The 16,776-nt window shown below is 67.5% G+C and carries 9 protein-coding genes and 2 pseudogenes; 7 read left to right on the top strand and 4 right to left on the bottom strand.

All coding sequences use genetic code 11. The features are described 5' to 3' along the window. The 5 genes and pseudogenes from VD972_RS43470 to VD972_RS43455 form a co-directional block, all read left to right on the top strand. Positions 1-967 (top strand): annotated as a pseudogene (locus VD972_RS43470) (hypothetical protein); the annotation flags it as partial. A gap of 198 nt (positions 968-1,165) precedes the next feature. Continuing rightward, on the top strand, positions 1,166-4,747 hold the full coding sequence (locus tag VD972_RS43465) for an endopeptidase (RefSeq protein ID WP_324995677.1): 3,582 nt from the start codon (positions 1,166-1,168) through the stop codon (positions 4,745-4,747). A 136-nt stretch (positions 4,748-4,883) separates the two neighbouring features. Beyond that, entirely contained in the window at positions 4,884-6,923 is a 2,040-nt protein-coding gene (locus VD972_RS43460) for an ATP-binding protein (RefSeq protein WP_324995675.1), read from the top strand. Between the two features lie 86 nt (positions 6,924-7,009). After that, positions 7,010-7,192: pseudogene (locus VD972_RS45695) on the top strand (winged helix-turn-helix domain-containing protein); the annotation flags it as partial. A 21-nt stretch (positions 7,193-7,213) separates the two neighbouring features. After that, on the top strand, positions 7,214-8,422 hold the full coding sequence (locus tag VD972_RS43455) for a FadR family transcriptional regulator (RefSeq protein ID WP_414654234.1): 1,209 nt from the start codon (positions 7,214-7,216) through the stop codon (positions 8,420-8,422). Positions 8,423-8,451: 29 nt separating this feature from the next. Here the strand turns inward: VD972_RS43455 and VD972_RS43450 are convergent, their stop codons facing one another. Further along, positions 8,452-9,309 carry a hypothetical protein gene (locus VD972_RS43450; protein WP_324995671.1) on the bottom strand — a complete coding sequence of 286 codons (858 nt, stop codon included), beginning with the start codon at positions 9,307-9,309 and terminating at the stop codon, positions 8,452-8,454. A gap of 10 nt (positions 9,310-9,319) precedes the next feature. Beyond that, the gene (locus VD972_RS43445; RefSeq protein WP_324995669.1) at positions 9,320-10,174 is read right to left on the bottom strand and encodes a hypothetical protein; all 855 of its coding nucleotides are present in this window, start codon (positions 10,172-10,174) and stop codon (positions 9,320-9,322) included. 141 nt (positions 10,175-10,315) lie between these two features. Here VD972_RS43445 and VD972_RS43440 point away from each other — a divergent pair, with 141 nt between their 5' ends. Together VD972_RS43440 and VD972_RS43435 are read left to right on the top strand one after the other, a co-directional pair. Continuing rightward, entirely contained in the window at positions 10,316-12,196 is a 1,881-nt protein-coding gene (locus VD972_RS43440; RefSeq protein WP_324995667.1) for a gamma-glutamyltransferase family protein, read from the top strand. A 1-nt stretch (position 12,197) separates the two neighbouring features. Then, a complete protein-coding gene (locus VD972_RS43435) occupies positions 12,198-14,132 on the top strand; it encodes a CocE/NonD family hydrolase (protein ID WP_324995665.1) in 1,935 nt (644 codons plus the stop codon). A 31-nt stretch (positions 14,133-14,163) separates the two neighbouring features. Here VD972_RS43435 and VD972_RS43430 read toward each other — a convergent pair whose 3' ends face one another. Beyond that, on the bottom strand, positions 14,164-15,183 hold the full coding sequence (locus VD972_RS43430) for a PKD domain-containing protein (RefSeq protein ID WP_324995662.1): 1,020 nt from the start codon (positions 15,181-15,183) through the stop codon (positions 14,164-14,166). 279 nt (positions 15,184-15,462) lie between these two features. Beyond that, complete coding sequence (locus VD972_RS43425; protein ID WP_324995658.1) at positions 15,463-16,260, bottom strand: hypothetical protein; 798 nt, start codon at positions 16,258-16,260, stop codon at positions 15,463-15,465. Between the last annotated feature and the right edge of the window lie 516 nt (positions 16,261-16,776).

The raw sequence follows: 16,776 nt of genomic DNA, 5'->3' as shown, positions 1-16,776 counted from the left end.
TGTCCTCCTCGGCGCTGTCATGGGGCTGGGCTCGCTGACACGTGCCGAGCACCTCTACCTCTGGCCTTTCCTCGCCGCCTATGCAGCCTTTGACCGCGACCCGCAGGTGCCGCTCAAGCCCCAGCTCGTGCGTTGGGCCGTGGCGGTGGCCGTCTCCCTGGCGGTGCTGGCCCCATGGAGCGTGCGCAACACACGCGTGCTCCAGGAGCTCAACGCGCGCGCCCCCGGCCTTGAACCACTCCCCGAGCTGACCCTGGTCACCGTCTACGGCCCCATCAACTTCGCCATGGCCAACAACGCCCAGGCCACCGGCGGCTTCACCCCGGATCTCGTCAACCAGCTCGGCGCGGACGGCAACCTCGACGTGTCGAATCCAGCCCAGCGCCACCTGCTGCTCCACGGCTACGCGGAGGGCCTCCGCTGGATGGGCGAGCACCCGGGCGACGCCGCCCGCTTGATGCTCGCCAAGCTCGACCGGTGGCTGGAAGGGCTGGGCCTCGGGCTCGGTGCCTCCAACTTCCCCTCGGGGCTGCGCGGAGCCCGGCCACCTGTGGACGTCTTCATCCCCGAGAGCACGTGGCTCAAGTGGCCGCTCGCGCTGCTCCTCCTGTTCGGCGCGGCGCTCTCGCTGCGTGCGCCCCACCGGGCCTTCAGCCTCTTCACCCTGGTGCTGCTGCACCGCCTCCTCATCACCCTGGCCTTCTTCGGCTATGCGCGGGGACTGCTGGCCGTCTTCCCCGCGCTCCTCCCACTGTTGCTCCTGCCCCTCCAGGTGCTCGCCTCCCGCCGCCCCGCCATCGCCACGCGACTCCCCGCCATCGCAGCGGCGGCCCTGCTCCTCTTCTGGCTCGAGGCCAGTGTGCTGGCCCTGCGTGAACCGCGAGCCTTCTCTGCCAGCGGCACCACGGACCGCACCGGCGGCAAGCTCATCCAAGACGACTGGGTACACATCTGGCCTAAAAGTTAATCCAGACTGAAAGTGCTTTCCTGCAAACACTGTCAGTCCTTGTCTAACAGAGGATTCTGGTTTAGAGAGACTGCCCTCCAATCAGGCTTATTGGCGGCAGTCTTTCTTCTCCGATCCCCTCCAGGCGCTGCCAATCCCCGCGGGACTTCGTCCCCCGGTCCCCTGTCTCGCTGTCCGCATCCCCCACAGGAGAGCCGTATGCGCCATGTCGCGAAGTTGACCGCCTGTCTCGCGCTGCTGTTGTCTGCCGCGAGCTGGGCGATCGTCCCCCCGGATTCCAGCCCCAGCACCTTGTCGAGCAAGGCGTTCTTCAAGCCAGAGCTCTACATCCCCGTCACGAACGAGCCGCTGAAGGACGTTCAGCAGCAGCTTTCCCCGCAAAGCCAGAGCGCCTGGGCGGACTTCTTCGCGCGCAACGGCAAGGACTTCAACGTCTACCTGGATCCGCGCACGGGTGCGGCCACCTCCATCCAGGGCTCCATCCCGCTGATCCCGGGCACGGGCGTGGGCAACAAGGTGACGCTCAGCAGCCTGCGCCTGCAGCTGGGGCGCGCCGTCCCGCAGGTGAACGAGGCGGTCGTCGGCGACCTGCTCGTCAAGTTCGTCTCGGAGAACGCGGCGGCCATCGGCGTGGATCCACTGCAGCTGGGTGAGCCCCGCGTGACGCAGGTGGCGGAGCACCTGTGGATGGTCCACATCCCGCAGGAGATCCAGGGTGTGCCCGTGCGCCACGCGCGCGTGGCGGCCGTCATCAACCACGGCAACCTCATCCTCGTGGGCACCGAGGCCTGGTCCAACACGAACATCTCCGTGAAGCCCGCGCTGGCGCCCGATCAGGCCATCACTCTGGGGAGCGAGCGCCTGGGCCTGTCCGAGACGCCGGGCGCCCTGTGGCTGCAGCCCAAGCTCGAGATCGCTCCGCTGGCCAAGGCCGACACGCAGAACGGGCAGAGCTTCATCGGCACGCTCGGCGCTGGCTACAGCCACTCCCTCGTGTGGACCTACGGCTTCCAGGAGGCGGGCCGCCACGAGCGCTGGAAGGTGACGGTGGACGCGCAGACGGGCGAGACGCTCGCGCTCGAGGACGAGAACAGCTACCTGGATGCCAACATCACGGGCGGCATCTACCCCACCACCAACACCGACATCTGCCCCAACAACGAGACGTGCGGCACCCTGCAGCCGAACTCGCCGATGCCGTGGGCGAACACGGGCTTCGCCTCGCCCAACAACTACACGGACGGCGCTGGCGTCTACAACTACACCTCCGGCACCGCCACCACCACGCTGACCGGCAAGTACGTCCGGATCTCCGATAAGTGCGGCTCCATCAGCTCCGGCTCCGCCACCGGCACCATCAACCTGGGCGGCAGCAACGGCAACCACGACTGCACCATCGGCAACGGCGGCGGCGCGGGCAACACGGCCGCGGCGCGCTCGTCCTTCTACGAGCTGAACAAGCTGGCCGAGCAGGCCCGCGGCTGGCTCCCGTCCAACACCTGGCTGCAGGGGCAGCTGCTCTCCAACGTCAACATCAACAGCACCTGCAACGCCTTCTGGAACGGCTCTTCCGTCAACTTCTACCGGAGCGGCGGCGGCTGCCGGAACACCGGTGAGATCGGCGCGGTGTTCGATCACGAGTGGGGCCACGGCATGGACGACTACGATGCCAACGGCACGCTGAGCAACTCCAGCGAGGGCTACGCGGACATCGCGGCCATCTACCGCCTGCAGACCTCCTGCGTTGGCCACGGCTTCTTCTGGACCAGCAACAAGGGCTGCGGCCAGACGGTAGACGGCACCGGCTACAACGTGAACGAGGCGCAGACGGGCGCCGCCCACTGCGCCACGGACTGCTCGGGCGTGCGCGACGCGGACTGGGCCAAGCACTCGGACGCGACCCCTGACACCCCGCAGAACCACGTCTGCCCGCGGTGCACCTCCAGCACCGGCCCCTGCGGCCGCCAGGTCCACTGCGCCGCGGCCCCCTCGCGTCAGGCCGCCTGGGATCTCGTGTCGCGCGACCTGCGTGCGGCTCCGTTCAACTACGACTCGAACACGGCCTTCATCGTCGCCAACAAGGTCTTCTACCAGGGCAGCGGCAACGTCGGCACGTGGCACGCCTGCGACTGCACCGCGGGCACCTCCAACGGCTGCGGCGCCACCAACGGCTACATGTCCTGGCTCGCGGCGGATGATGACAACGGCAACCTGAACGACGGCACGCCGCACATGACGGCGATCTACGCCGCCTTCAACCGCCACAACATCGCCTGCGGCACGCCGGCCCCTGTCAACGCCGGCTGCGCGACCGGCCCGACCGCGGCGCCCGCCGCCACCGCCACCCCGGGTAACGGCTCGGTGACCCTGAACTGGACCCCCTCCACCGGGGCCAGCTCGTACTGGGTGATGAAGACCGAGGGCTTCGCGGGCTGCAACTTCGGCAAGGCGAAGATCGCCACCGTCACCGGCACCAGCTACACCGACGGCGAGGTGGCCAACGGCCGCGAGTACTGCTACTCCATCGTCGGCCAGGGCTCGAGCGCCGCTTGCTACAGCCAGGCCAGCCAGTGCGTGTGCACGACGCCGAGCTGCGCCTCGCCCACCGCGCCCTCTGCCGTCAGCCCGGCCAGCGACGCCACGGGTGTGGACTTCGCCGCGGCGCTCGACTGGAGCGACGTGACAGGCACCACCTACGACGTCCAGGTGGCCAGTGACGCGGGCTTCGCCACCGTGGTGGCCTCGGCCTCGGGCCTGTCGTCCAGCGCCTGGACCGTCTCCCCGAGCCTGAACGCCAACACCACCTACTACTGGCGGGCGCGCTCTTCCAACAGCTGCGGCGGTGCCAGCGCCTGGTCCGCGAGCCGCTCCTTCACCACGCGCGGCTGCACCACGCTCGCGACGCCCACCCTGTCCGCTCCGGCCAATGGCGCCACTGGCGTCTCGTCCTCGGCGGCGCTGGACTGGACGGACGTGGCGGGTGCGACGGCCTACGAGGTGCAGGTGGCCAGCGACTCGGCCTTCGCCACCGTGGTGCGCTCGAACACGGCCCTGGCGGCCAGCACGTGGACCGTGTCCCCGGCGCTGAACGCCAACACCACCTACCACTGGCGGGCGCGTGCCAAGGACACCTGCGGCACGGGTGCCTACAGCAGCGTCTCCAGCTTCACCACCGCGAACGTCTGCGCGCCGCAGGTGGCCACCTACAACGCCACGCTCAAGGTGCCGAGCTGCACCGCCGCGTGCGGCTGTGACACCGGCGCCACCGCCCTCAAGGGCCGTGGCACGATGACCAGCGGCAACGAGACCAACCGTCCCAACACCCTGGGTGGCACGTGCGTCGACGGCAACTCCGGCACCTACCAGACGGACGAGAGCCTCGAGCAGATCACCCTCAAGACCACAGACGAGGGCTCCCTGGCTCCGGGCAAGCAGGTGAAGGTGGACGTGCGCGCGCACTGCTACAGCTCCACGGACAAGCTGGATCTGTACTACTCGACGAACCCCACCGCGGCGACGCCGACGTGGACCACGCTGGCCACGGGGCTGTCCTGCCCGACGGCGCGCGGCTTCTACACCTTCAGCCACACGTTCACGCTGAACGCCACGGCCACCGGACAGCAGGCGATCCGCGGTGGCTTCCGGTTCAGCGCCACTGCGGGCACCTGCCCCAGCGGCGGCTACAACGATCGTGACGACCTGGTCTTCACGGTCTCGCCGTCCCTCGCGCAGGCGACGCCGGGCAAGGTGACGACGCAGGGCCGCCGCACGGCGCGCTAGCAAGCGCCCCGCTCCTCCCTGAGCCGAGCCAGGGAGGGGCTCCTCGACGACAACACGCTATAAGGGGGCTCCCAGGAACACTTGGGGGCCCCTCTGCATTCTGGGCCTCTCGATCTTCCTCGAACCTGCTGCCGGCATGTCGACCCCTTCCTCCGTGACGACCGCCCCACCCGAACCGCAGCACGGCACAGCCACAATCGAAGCCAGCACCCTGTTGCGCGCGCTCATGGAGGCCGAGCGCGTCTCTCCCCAGGGCAGCCTGATCCTGGTGCCCCTGCGCGAGGGCCAGGGGTCAATCACCGACTTCGAGTGCCTCTCCGCGAACCCCGCCGCCGAGGCGATCCTGGGCCCCTTCAAGGGAGAGCTGGCCGGGCAGCGGCTGAGGAAGCTGCTGCCGGAGCGGGACGCCGTGGGCTGGCTGGCCGTGCTCTGCGCGACGGAGGCCTCGGGCGAACCCATCTCTGCGGAGCTCTCGGTAGCGTACGCGGACAGCCGGGGTGAGGGCTGGCTCCACTGTACGGTGATGAAGCTCCGGCACTTCCTCATTGCGCGGTTCCGGGACATCAGCATCTCCCGTCGGACCGAGGAGGCGCTCCGGCAGACGCGGGACCGGATGGTGGAGATCCTGGAGGGCACTCCGGACGTCTTCTTCACGGTCGACGCGAACTGGAACTTCACCTACGTGAACGCGCACACCGAGGAGCTCTCGGCCCGGCCGCGCGAGGAGATGCTGAGCCGCAGCCTCTGGGAGATGATCCCGCGGCTGGCGACGGCCCCTTATGAACAGGCGCTCCTCCAGGTGATGGCCGAGCGCGTCCCGCACCGCTTCGAGGCGCAGCTCCCGCCGGATCACTGGTACGAGGTGCATGCCTATCCCTCTGGGCAAGGCCTGTCGGCCTTCTTCCGGGAGATCCGGGATCGCAAGCGCCTGGAGGCGGAACGAGACGCACTGCTGGCCCGCGAGCACTCGCTGCGGTTGGAGGCGGAGGCGCTGGCGCAGGAGCGCGCACGGGAGCTGCTCGCGGCGCAGGAGAAGCTCGTCCAGTCGGAGAAGCTGGCAGTGGCCGGGCAGCTCGCGGGGGGCGTAGGGCACGAGATCAACAACCCGCTCTCCTTCGTGATCGGCAACCTGCACTTCGCGCTGGAGGCCCTGGGAGCACTCTCGGGTCCCCTGTCGAGCACGGAGGTGCTCCAGGAGCCGCTCGAGGCGCTGCGGGACGCGCGCGCGGGCGCCGAGCGCATCCGCGGCATCCTGACGGATCTGAAGCGCTTTGCCCGGGCGGACGAGTCCCTGCTGGGGCCTGTGGACGTGCGCGATGCCCTGGAGTTCAGCCTCTCCATGGCCATGCCGCATCTGCGCCACCGAGCGCAGGTGGAGCGGCGCTACAGCCCGGTGCCGACCGTGCTGGCCAACGAGGCGAAGCTGGGGCAGGTGTTCCTCCACCTGCTGATGAACGCCGCCCTGGCCATCCCCGAGGGGGATGTCGCCCGCCACCGAATCACCCTCAGCACGCGGGTGGAGGACGGACGAGTCGTGGTGGAGGTGAGCGACACGGGCCGAGGGATGACGTCGGAGGTGCTGGATCGCGCCTTCGAGCCCTTCTTCACCACGCGTTCCTTGGGCGAGGGGATGGGCCTGGGGCTCTCCATCTGCCTGGGACTGGTGCAGAGCATGAAGGGCGAGCTGAGCGCCACGAGCAAGCTGGGGATGGGGAGCACGTTCCGAGTGGTCCTGCCCACGAGCACGGCGCCCGCGGCGGCCCTGACACCCGTCTCGGCGGCGATGGTGTCCCGGCGCAGGCGGGTGCTGGTCATCGACGACGAGCCGGGAATGGCGTCGGTGTTCCGGCGCATCATCGGCCGCTCGCACGAGGTAGTGGTCGTGCAGAGCGGCCGGGAGGCGCTGGCGCTGCTCGAGAAGGATGACGCCTTCGATCGCATCTTCTGCGATCTGATGATGTCGGACCTGACAGGGATGGACGTGTACGAAGCGCTGGCGTCACATCGGAAGGACTGCCTCGAGCGGTTCGTCTTCATGACAGGCGGCAGCTTCACGGAACGCGCGCGGACCTTCCTGCAGACAGTGCCCTTCCCGCGAATCGACAAACCCTTCGATCCGCAGCACATCCGCGATCTGGTGGCACAGGCACCCTCCCTGCCCGAGCGTCCCGCATAGGCCAGGATCTTCGTTCACAGCCCACACCTCGATGTCAGACGCGGCTGCTTTGATGCGCGCCAGTTGGAACGAGGAGGGTGGCGGACATGGAACGGATGGGGCTCGTCTCGCAGGTCACAGCGGAAGTCGAGCGCATGATTGCGCAAGGGCTCCCGGCGGATGGGAGTCTTCCCTCGGAGCAAACGTTGGCGAGGCGCTACGGTGTCTCGAGAACGACCGTCCGGGAGGCGCTGGGACAGCTGGCCGCGCGGGGCCTGGTGGTGCAACACCCCGGGCGCAGGAGCCGCGCGGTGCCGCTGGACGAGGCCTTGACGCTCGAAAACCTGGGCGTGGCGCTGCGTGCAGAGGGCCCGGCACATCCGGAGAGGCGAAGGCTGCTGGAAGGTTTTCTCGCCCTCAAACGGGAAATGGCTGTGGAGCTGCTGGCTGCCTGCTGCGAGCACGCCTCGGAGATAGAGCGGAACCGACTGGGAGATGCCTGCTTTGCGCTGCTGGAAGCTGCACGCTGGGAAGCGGAAAGCAGGCGATGGGCGCAGCAGGAGTTCGAGCTGCTGCGACTGGCGGCATGCGCGGCAGACCGTCTTGGGCACGTGCTGCTCATCCAATCTTTAGAGCGGGCCTTCTGGAGCATCGCCAGACAGGTGCTACCCCATCTGGACTCTGCCGCGATCCACCAGTGGGCGAAGTGCGCGCTCTACGCGGTGGGAGAGAGGGACGCGCAGGCGCTACGGCGAGAGCTCCCCGCGCTGCTGCAGGCTGCCGATGACCGCCTCCTCAGCAGCCTCGCGCCGGCCCACAAGGCAGATGAGACGCCTGAGGCCCCTCATCCCGTGCCGGAGCTTCTCCATGAAGAGAACGAAGTGTCTGAGTCAACGAAGAGCGAGCTGCCCAAGGCTCCTCATGCCGTGCCGGAGCCGTTGCATGGGGAGAACTCAGCGCCTGAGTCCGCGAAGGGCGAGCTGCCTGGCGCGAGCTCGCCCAACCTGTATGACTGTCCGACAGGTTTGTGCCAGAGGCGACCGGCAGGAGGCCCCCAGCCCGAGTCTCCGGCTACCGACTCCATCCACCCGCGGGTCCGCGAAGCTGCGCGTGAGTCCCACACGCCCCTGAGCTCAAGTCCCCGGAGTGACGACGACGGACGCGGCCGAGCGCCGCGAGAGGCCATGGGACACGGCCTTGATGTTGTTGCCATCGGGGTCGAGCACGAAAGCTCCGTAGTAGCCCGGGCGGCCCTAGTGCTCACCGGGCCCTCCGTTGTCTCTTCCGCCGGCATCGAGAGCGGCGGTGTGGAAGCGGTGCAAGGTCTCTCGATCGGGCGCTTAGAAGGCCAGGTGGATGTGAGCGGTCAGCGGCTCTTCCGCGCTGACGTAGAACTCATCGGTCCAGAAAGCTCCCGGGCGCTCGCCACCCAACGGGATGCCCAGCGTCTCGAACGCAGCCCGGTAGAAGCGCCTGCTCGCCTCGAGGTCACAGACCTTCACGTGGATGTGATCGAATAGACGGCCTCGGTGGAACTCCATGGTGTGCCTCACGGAGGAGGTGGAGACAGCGCTCGCCATCCCTCAGCGATGGCGATGCCCACGTTGGTCATCAGATCTTGTTTGGCATTCACCATATAGAGGTGCGGAGTCAGTGCCCACACCTCGCGCAGCACTCGACGGGGTTCTGGAGTCGGAGCGCTCAGCTCGGCCTGGAGCAGGGGCAAGACCTTGTCGGACAAGCGTAGAGCCGTGTCCATGACGAAGATCGCAAGGTGGGGGCGCAGCGCTCGCACGCGCCGGAAGAACGCAGCCACCTCATCCTGCGCCAGGTGCTTGGGAGGCGAGGACTTCATCTCCAGGTATAACAGCCGGCCCTCGGCCGCGGCCACCACGTCGAGATCCCCGCCGACCTCGGGCGCGTGGAACTTCACGCCCGCGGCCACGTCGAAGCCCAGGCGACCTCTCAGCTCGCGCGCCACATACCACTCCAAGGTGCCGCCAAAGTTTCGGACCGGATGCCGCAGTTGGTAGCGACCGCCCTCCTCGCGCGTGGCCATCCCCAGCGCCACGAGCTCCTCTGCCATCTCAGTGGCCCGGGGAGCTTCCACATACTTTGAGGCCTCGCCTGGGGTGAAGCTCCCGCGCCGCAGGATGGCGCCCCTCAGGAAGAGACGGAAGGCATAGTGTCCGAGCCGCTCCGCGATCCGCTCGGCCAGGGCTTCGTCGACGTCCAGCGGAAAGGGAAGGTCGAGCGTGGCCATGCTGGGCTGGAAGCCCCGGCGAACGAGCATCGCCAGCACCTCGCCCCCTGGTTGGAGCAGCGTCCGCTGCGGCGGTGGAGCCTCCGCCGCGTGCCGTTCCTGATCCCGTGCCGTGGGGCCCTTCTGGATGAGAGGTTCGGTCATTCAGCTCCGCTCAGAAGGTCAGGCCGAGCCCGAAATAGGGACCACCGAAGATGTCTCGGTGGACGATGCCGTCCACGAGGCCCGCATCATCCAGCACCAACCCTCGGTAGCCGCCGCGCAGCACCAGTGCGCCCAGGTGCAGGGCCAGCGCTGCGCTCGCATCGAGCTCCCGGTGGGGGAAGGGGGTGATCTGCATCCGCGCCTCCACATCCAGCGGGCCCACCACACAGGCCTCGAACGAGGCGGCGAGGCTCAGGCCCACGAAGGAGATGTCCGGGGCCGTGGCGCCGCTCACCCCAGCCTCGGCGCGCAGCCGGGCTCGCTCCCGTGCGATGACCGCCCAGGTGAGGTGGGCCTCCCACAGGGTGATGCTGTCTGTCCCAGGGGTCCCATCGTCCGTGGGCAACGAGAGCCCGGTCAGCTGGCCGTCCACTCCGAACTGATAGCCCTCCAGCCCCAGGAAGAGGTCAAACGCCCCACCGCCTCCCATGAGCCCCCCTTGAAGCCCTGTCCGGAGGGAGATGGGCGCCGCGTGACGCAGCTGGCTCACCTCCCCCTCCGGTACTATCTCCGCAGCCAGGGGCGCGCGGTGGTTTCCCACGGCGAAGATGAGGGCGAAGAAGTCCACTGCCAGCCCGATGTCCGACGACGAGGACGCGGAGCTGCTATCGCCAGAGCTGGAGCCCAAGTCATCATCATCATCCTCATCCTGCCCCACGGCGGTGGCCTCGTGGACCTTCTTGTCGTCGTCCTTGGACTCCTCGCTCGAGGTGGAGCGCTTTCCAAAGCGGGCCTCGGCAGGGAGGGTGGTCAAGACGATACCGAGAGCGAGCACCCCACAGAACACGGCTCGGGTTGAAGACACGATGGCACCCCTTTCATCTCCAGACCGGCACAGCCCCTGGAGTCAACCCAAACCCTCGGTGAAGGCACTTACCGCAGAAGTGTCCCCTGAGCGTTTCCGGAACGCTAGTCTCCCCCTCCCCTGCCCTCGCCTGGAGAAGACATGAAGACAGCTGGGATGCTCCGACGGGCCCTTTGTGGCCTGCTCCTCGCGGTGGCGCTCGTGCCGCCGCGGCTCCACGCGCAACAGACCGCCAAGCCGGTGCTTCATGGCAAGCACTGGGTGGCCATCACCGGCAAGCCGCTCGCGGCCACGGCAGGAGCGATGATGTTCCAGAAGGGCGGCAACGCGGTGGACGCCGCCTGCGCGATGCTCGCTGCCACCTCCACCATGTGGGACACGCTGGGCTGGGGCGGTGAGACGCAGGCGCTGATCTACGATCCGCGCACGCGCAAGGTGGTGGGCATCAATGCGCTGGGAGTGGCGCCCACCGGCGCGACGGTGGAGTTCTTCCAGAAGAAGAACCTGAAGTACCCACCCGAGTTCGGCCCCCTGGCCGCCGTCACCCCCGGGACTCCAGGGGGCCTGCTGGTGATGCTCGCGGAGTACGGGACGCTCTCCCTTCGCGAGGTGCTCGGTCCCGCACTCCAGATGGCTGACGAGGGCTACCCCATCGAGGCCCAGGCCGCCAACGGCATCGAGCGACACAAGGAGCGGCTGAAGCAGTGGCGCTACTCTCGCGAGGTGATGCTCCCGCACCTCGGGGAGGCTCGAGAGGCGCCCCGGCCAGGCGAGGTCTTCCGCCAGAAGGATCTGGCGGACACGCTGAAGAAGCTGGTGGAGGCAGAGCAGCAGGCGCTCAAGGCGGGCAAGAGCCGCAAGCAGGCCATCCTGGCCGCCTACGAGCGGTTCTACCGCGGGGACATCGCCCGCGAGCTCGTGCGCGGCGTCCAGGAGGAGGGCGGGCTCATCACGCTGGAGGATCTGGCGCGCTGGAAGGTCGAGATCGAGGAGCCCGTGAAGACGAGCTACAAGGGCGTCGAGGTCTACAAGCTCACGACGTGGGTGCAGGGCCCGGTGATGCTCCAGGCGCTCAACATCCTGGAGACGCAGGATCTGAAGTCCATGGGCTACAACAGCGCGCGGTACATCCACGCGCTCTACCAGGCGATGAACCTGGCGTTCGCGGATCGAGACTTCTACTACGGAGATCCGTACTTCCCGCCGGCCGAGCCCATCCAGGGCCTGCTCTCCAAGGAGTACGCCAAGGCGCGGGCGAAGCTCATCAACTGGGAGAAGAACGACCCGAACGTCAAGCCGGGAGACCCGTACCCCTTTCAGGGAGGGAAGAACCCCTACCTGAAGCTGCTGGAGCAGTGGCCGCCCAAGCCGCCCGCTACCGCTAAGGAGGATGCGGGCTGGCAGCAGACGAGCCTGGAGGACTTCGAGCGCACCTTCTATGCGGGGACGACGGCCATCCAGGCTGCGGATGAGCAGGGCTGGGTGGTGTCGGTGACGCCGAGCGGCGGCTGGGTGCCGGCCGTCATCGCCGGGCGCACGGGGGTGGGGCTGAGCCAGCGCATGCAGAGCTTCGTGCTGGATGCGGCGGAGAACCCCTTCAACGTGCTGGAGCCGGGCAAGCGGCCGAGGGCCACGCTCACGCCGAGCCTCGCGCTGAAGAACGGCAAGCCGTTCCTCTCCTTCGCCGTGCAAGGCGGGGACAGCCAGGACCAGAACCTGCTCCAGTTCTTCCTCAACGTGGTGGAGTTCGGGATGACGGTGCAGGAGTCGGCCGAGGCGGCCAACATGAACACCTTCCAGCTCCGCGACTCGTTTGGAGATCACTCCTCGAAGCCGGGCAGGCTGCTGCTGCACGAGCAGGTACCTCCCTGGGTACGGGCCGAGCTGAAGCGCATGGGCTACGAGATGAAGTTCGAGTCACGCACCTCCGGGCCCATCAATGCCATCTACTTCGACCAGCAGCACGGCACGCTCTGGGGCGGCGCCAGCCACTTTGGCGAGGACTATGGAATCGCCTGGTAACATGCGCTTCGCGTCCCGCGGCCTCGTGGTGCTCGTGTGGCTCGCCCTCACCCACACGGCGAGCGCCCAGTCCCCCGCGCAACCGCCCGCCCCACCCAACCCCGCCGCTGAGCGCGCCGACTCCCTGCGTGCGCACTACACGAAGTTCGAGTACCGCATCCCCATGCGCGACGGGGTGCGCCTGTTCACCGCCCTCTACGTGCCCAACGACGCAAGCGCCAGCAAGCGCTACCCTCTGTTGATCCTGCGCACGACGTACACGGTGGCCCCCTACGGCGCGGCTCGGTACAAGAACGCGCTGGGGCCCAGCGCGGCGTATGAGAAGGAAGGCTTCATCTTCGTCTTCCAGGATGTGCGCGGCCGCTACCTGTCCGAAGGCGAGTTCCTGAATGTGCGCCCGCACCAAGCGACAAAGCGCGGGCCGAAGGACATCGACGAGAGCACGGACGCGTACGACACCATCGACTGGCTGGTGAAGAACGTGCCCGGCAACAACGGCCGCGCGGGCCTGTGGGGCATCTCCTACCCAGGCTTCTACGCCTCGGCGGGCGCCATCGACTCGCACCCAGCGCTCAAGGCCGTGTCACCTCAGGCCCCTATCGGGGATTGGTTCTGGGATGACATCCACCGCCACGGCGCCTTCAACCTGGCCATGGCCTTCAACTTCCTTCATGCGCACTTCAAGCCCCGGCCCCAGCCGATCGCCAGCGAGCAGGTGGAGCGCTTCGAGCACCTCACCCCGGACGGATACCAGTTCTTCCTGGAGCTGGGACCGCTGAGCAACGCCGACTCGCGCTATTTCAAAGGGAATATCTCCTTCTGGAGAGAGGTCGTAGCCCATCCGAACTACGACGACTTCTGGAAGGTGCGGAACATCCTGCCCCACCTGCGCAACATCAAGGCCGCGGTGCTCACCGTCGGCGGCTGGTACGACACAGAGGACCTCTATGGTCCGCTGAAGACCTACAGCTCCATCGAGAAGCAGAACCCGGGCATCTCCAACACGCTGATGATGGGCCCCTGGCAGCATGGAGGTTGGCAACGCACAGAGGGCTCCTCACTAGGGGATGCGGACTTCGGCTTCGCCACCAGCAACACCTACCTGGAGCTCTCCCTGGCCTTCTTCAAGCACCACCTCAAGGGCGGCGACAAGCCAGATCTTCCCGAGGCCCTCGTCTTCGAGACGGGTGCCAACCGCTGGCGCCGCTTCGACGCCTGGCCGCCCAAGAGCGTGCGCCCGGCCCGCCTCTACTTCCAGCCCAAGGAGGGCCTCGCCTTCACCCCTCCCACAGGAAACGGCGCCCTCTTCGACGAGTACCTGAGCGATCCGGCCAAGCCTGTTCCCTACACCGCTGAGATCACCCCAGGCTGGGCCAAGGACTACATGACCGAGGACCAGCGCTTCGCCTCTCGCAGGCCCGACGTCCTCGTCTTCCAGACCGAGCCGCTCGACAAAGACCTCACCCTCGCCGGGCCTCTCGAGGCCGACCTCTGGGTCTCCACCTCCGGCACCGATGCAGACTGGGTCGTCAAGCTCATCGACGTCAGCCCGGGCAAGCTCCCTGGCTGGTCCAAGGCCGATGACGAGGCCGGCAAGAAGAACCGCGGCAGCCAGCAGACACTCGTCCGCGGAGAGCCCTTCCGGGGCCGCTTCCGCGATAGCTACTCCTCTCCCAAGCCCTTCAAGCCCGGCGAGCCCACCCGCGTCCGCTTCTCCATCAACGACGTCTTCCACACCTTCCAGCGCGGCCACAGGGTCATGATCCAGGTCCAGTCCTCCTGGTTCCCCTTCATCGACCGCAACCCTCAGAGCTTCGTCCCCAACATCTTCGAGGCCAAGCAGAGTGACTTCGTCAAAGCCACTCACCGCGTCTACCGCTCCGCCTCCAACCCCAGCTTCGTCCAGGTCAACGTCCTGCCCGCTGCGGACGAGTAGACCGGCGTCACGGGCCGCTCGCTGGACATCGCTACTTCCTGGGCGGCTCCACAGCCTCGAGAGGCAGAGGCACAACCTCGCTCTTGTAGGGGCTCCAGGAGATCACCACCTCCTGGCCCGTCGAGTCGTAGCCATACAGGAAGTCGAGGATCTGCTTGGTGCCGGGAGCCGCCTCGGAGGGGCTGACGAGCACATAGCCACGAAACCCGCCTCGCTCGAGCCCCTCCTCCACGCGGACCAGCTCGCTCCACTTCCGCGTGTCGATCTCCACGCCTCCATCCCAGTACCGGGTGACCCGCTCGAGGCGGTCCCAGGTGATGTCGGTGGCGACATCCCTCACCACCAGATCACTGCGCCATCCCCCGTCCGGCTGCGCGCTCCAGCGGGAGACCTCGAGCTCGGCGGGAGCAGGCCCCTCCTGAGGAGGTGCCCCGCGGGTGACCACGAACGCCGTCGCCGTGAGTGACGCACCTCGGGAGGAGCGGGCAGCGACCCGGACCGTGAAGCTCCGCGTCTCGTTCGTCCCGAGTCCCTCGAGCGAATAGGAGTGCTCGATCTGAGGCTCGGCCGTCGTGGCAGTGGCGCCGTCGCCAAAGTCCCACGCGTACGCATCGATTCGTTCACCGCCCTGGGAGCTCACCTGGAGCAGGAAGACACCTTGCCGGCGCTGGGTCACGCTCAGGCGCAGGGGCTCGGACTCCTGGCGCTCGCCCAAGCCGCACGGACGCACCTCGATCTCGACGATCCGCTCGGCCAACACTCCCACGCGCCGCCCTCCGAGATCCTTGCAGACCTGGAAGTGCACGGCGTACCTGCCAGCCGTCTCCGGCGCCTTCCACTGGAGCGTCCGTCCAGGATGCAGCTCTGCGCGCCCCTCCTGCGTGAGCCAGATCCACCGATGGACTGCACCTGGCTCCATCACTCCGCCAAGGCGCGCGGACAGGCCCATGGGCTCACCCGCACAGACCCACGGTCGATCCCGATCGATGGCCTCCACCACCATGCTGGAGGCCACCGGCACCATCTCCTCATGAAGGGCCGCGGCGAGCACGTCCCGCGAGCTCCCTGCGGCAGAGGAAGCTGGCACCACAGCCGGAGGAGGCCGCACTGGGAGGGGCGGTGGCACTGGAGAAGGCGCCACGTCCAGCATGTCCCTCTCAGTAACGACTGGAGGTGCAGCCGGCATCTGTGCCTCCCCCACCCTCCACAGCGCGACGGCGAGCATCACCCCGCCCGCCAATGCCACGAGCCCCCAGCGCAGCCACACGCGGGCCCGCGGCTCGGCGGATCGCGGAGGCCCGGTTGGCGGACGCACGCTCCCCACGGACCGCTAGAACCCGAATTCGGTCAGGTGGCGGCCATACCCCTGCGAGTTGGCCCGGTACCACTGATCATCCCAGCCCTTGAACGCCGCGTCATCGAGCACGCGCTCCGTCTTCCCATTGAAGACCACCTGGTTGATGAGCTGCACCGTGGTCGAGCCCACATTCCGCGAGACGAGCCGATCCGTCGTGTCGAGGAACTGCACGGTGGTGCGGCTGCAGTAGTCCTGGAGGAAGCAGCCGCTGTCGCAGGTGCTCAGGTTGTTGTACGTCGCGTGCTTGTCCTCGGCGACGTAGAGGGTGGGCCACCCGCGGTACCCATTGCGCGTGTCGCTCGTGTCGTACTCGAGCTGGTTGTACGAGTACCACGCGGACGAGTCACAGCTGCTCTTGCGGTGCGCGGACAGATAGGCCCAGTCCAGGTACCACCGGCCGCCCGAGTAATGGAGCTCGAAGATCTGGAACTCGGGATCGCCGTCGTGCCCGGTGGTGACGCCGGTGTCATCGAAGAAGGTGTCCAGGTAGAAGATCTGCACCGTGCGCGTGGAGAAGCTGAGGCTCTTCACCGCGTAGTACGGGCGCCGGCCGAAGCCGCTCTCGCCGCTGTCGAACCAGAGCTTCGGCATGAACCAGTACGCGAGCTGGTACTCGCAGTCATCATTGAGCCCATCGCGGTCGGCGTCCGCGCCTGAGCCCCAGCAGTTGTCCCCATAGGGGATGCTGCCAAGCCCGTCGGCATGCGCGACGGACGGCAACGCCAGGAGCAACCCCAGCGACACGAGTACGGTTCTGGCCAGGCGCTGCATTCGGTTCCTCCAAGAAGATGAGAGAGGCCTCGCGCTTTCTCGGGGCGCGAGAACCTAGCCCATTGTCGGACGTAGCGGGTCGGCCGTTGCGCGCCCCTTGCGCCAGGTCCACCCGTTCGGAAAATCCACACGCGGAGAAATGGAATTCCACCGAGTCGCGATATCCCCGCGTGATCGAGGCCTCAACGCAGCGCACCAACTCGAGCGCCGCCGCGGAAAAACCGCTGATCTGGCGCGACCTTACGAGCAGCTACGCAAAGTTTTCAGGATTCAGCACTTCAGGTCGTTTTGCATCTGGACGCAACTATAGGCCAGGGCCGTACGATGATCTCCATAGCCAATTCCCTGGCCATGAGCGCGGAGGGCGCGAACATGTGGATCGAGGCAATCGTCATGCCCCGTGAGAATGACTCCCGGCCCTACCGTCCTTCGCCGCGGCGCGACCGCCAGGCCGTGTACAACGCAGGCCGCGATGAGAGCCTGGAGTTTCGAGCCGCGGTGCTCAACTACCTGCAG

Source organism: Hyalangium sp., assembly GCF_035629615.1.
In the GTDB taxonomy this organism is placed as follows: domain Bacteria; phylum Myxococcota; class Myxococcia; order Myxococcales; family Myxococcaceae; genus Hyalangium.
The sequence above is the reverse complement of the archived record's forward strand: the minus strand, read 5'-3'. Positions and strand labels throughout refer to the sequence as shown.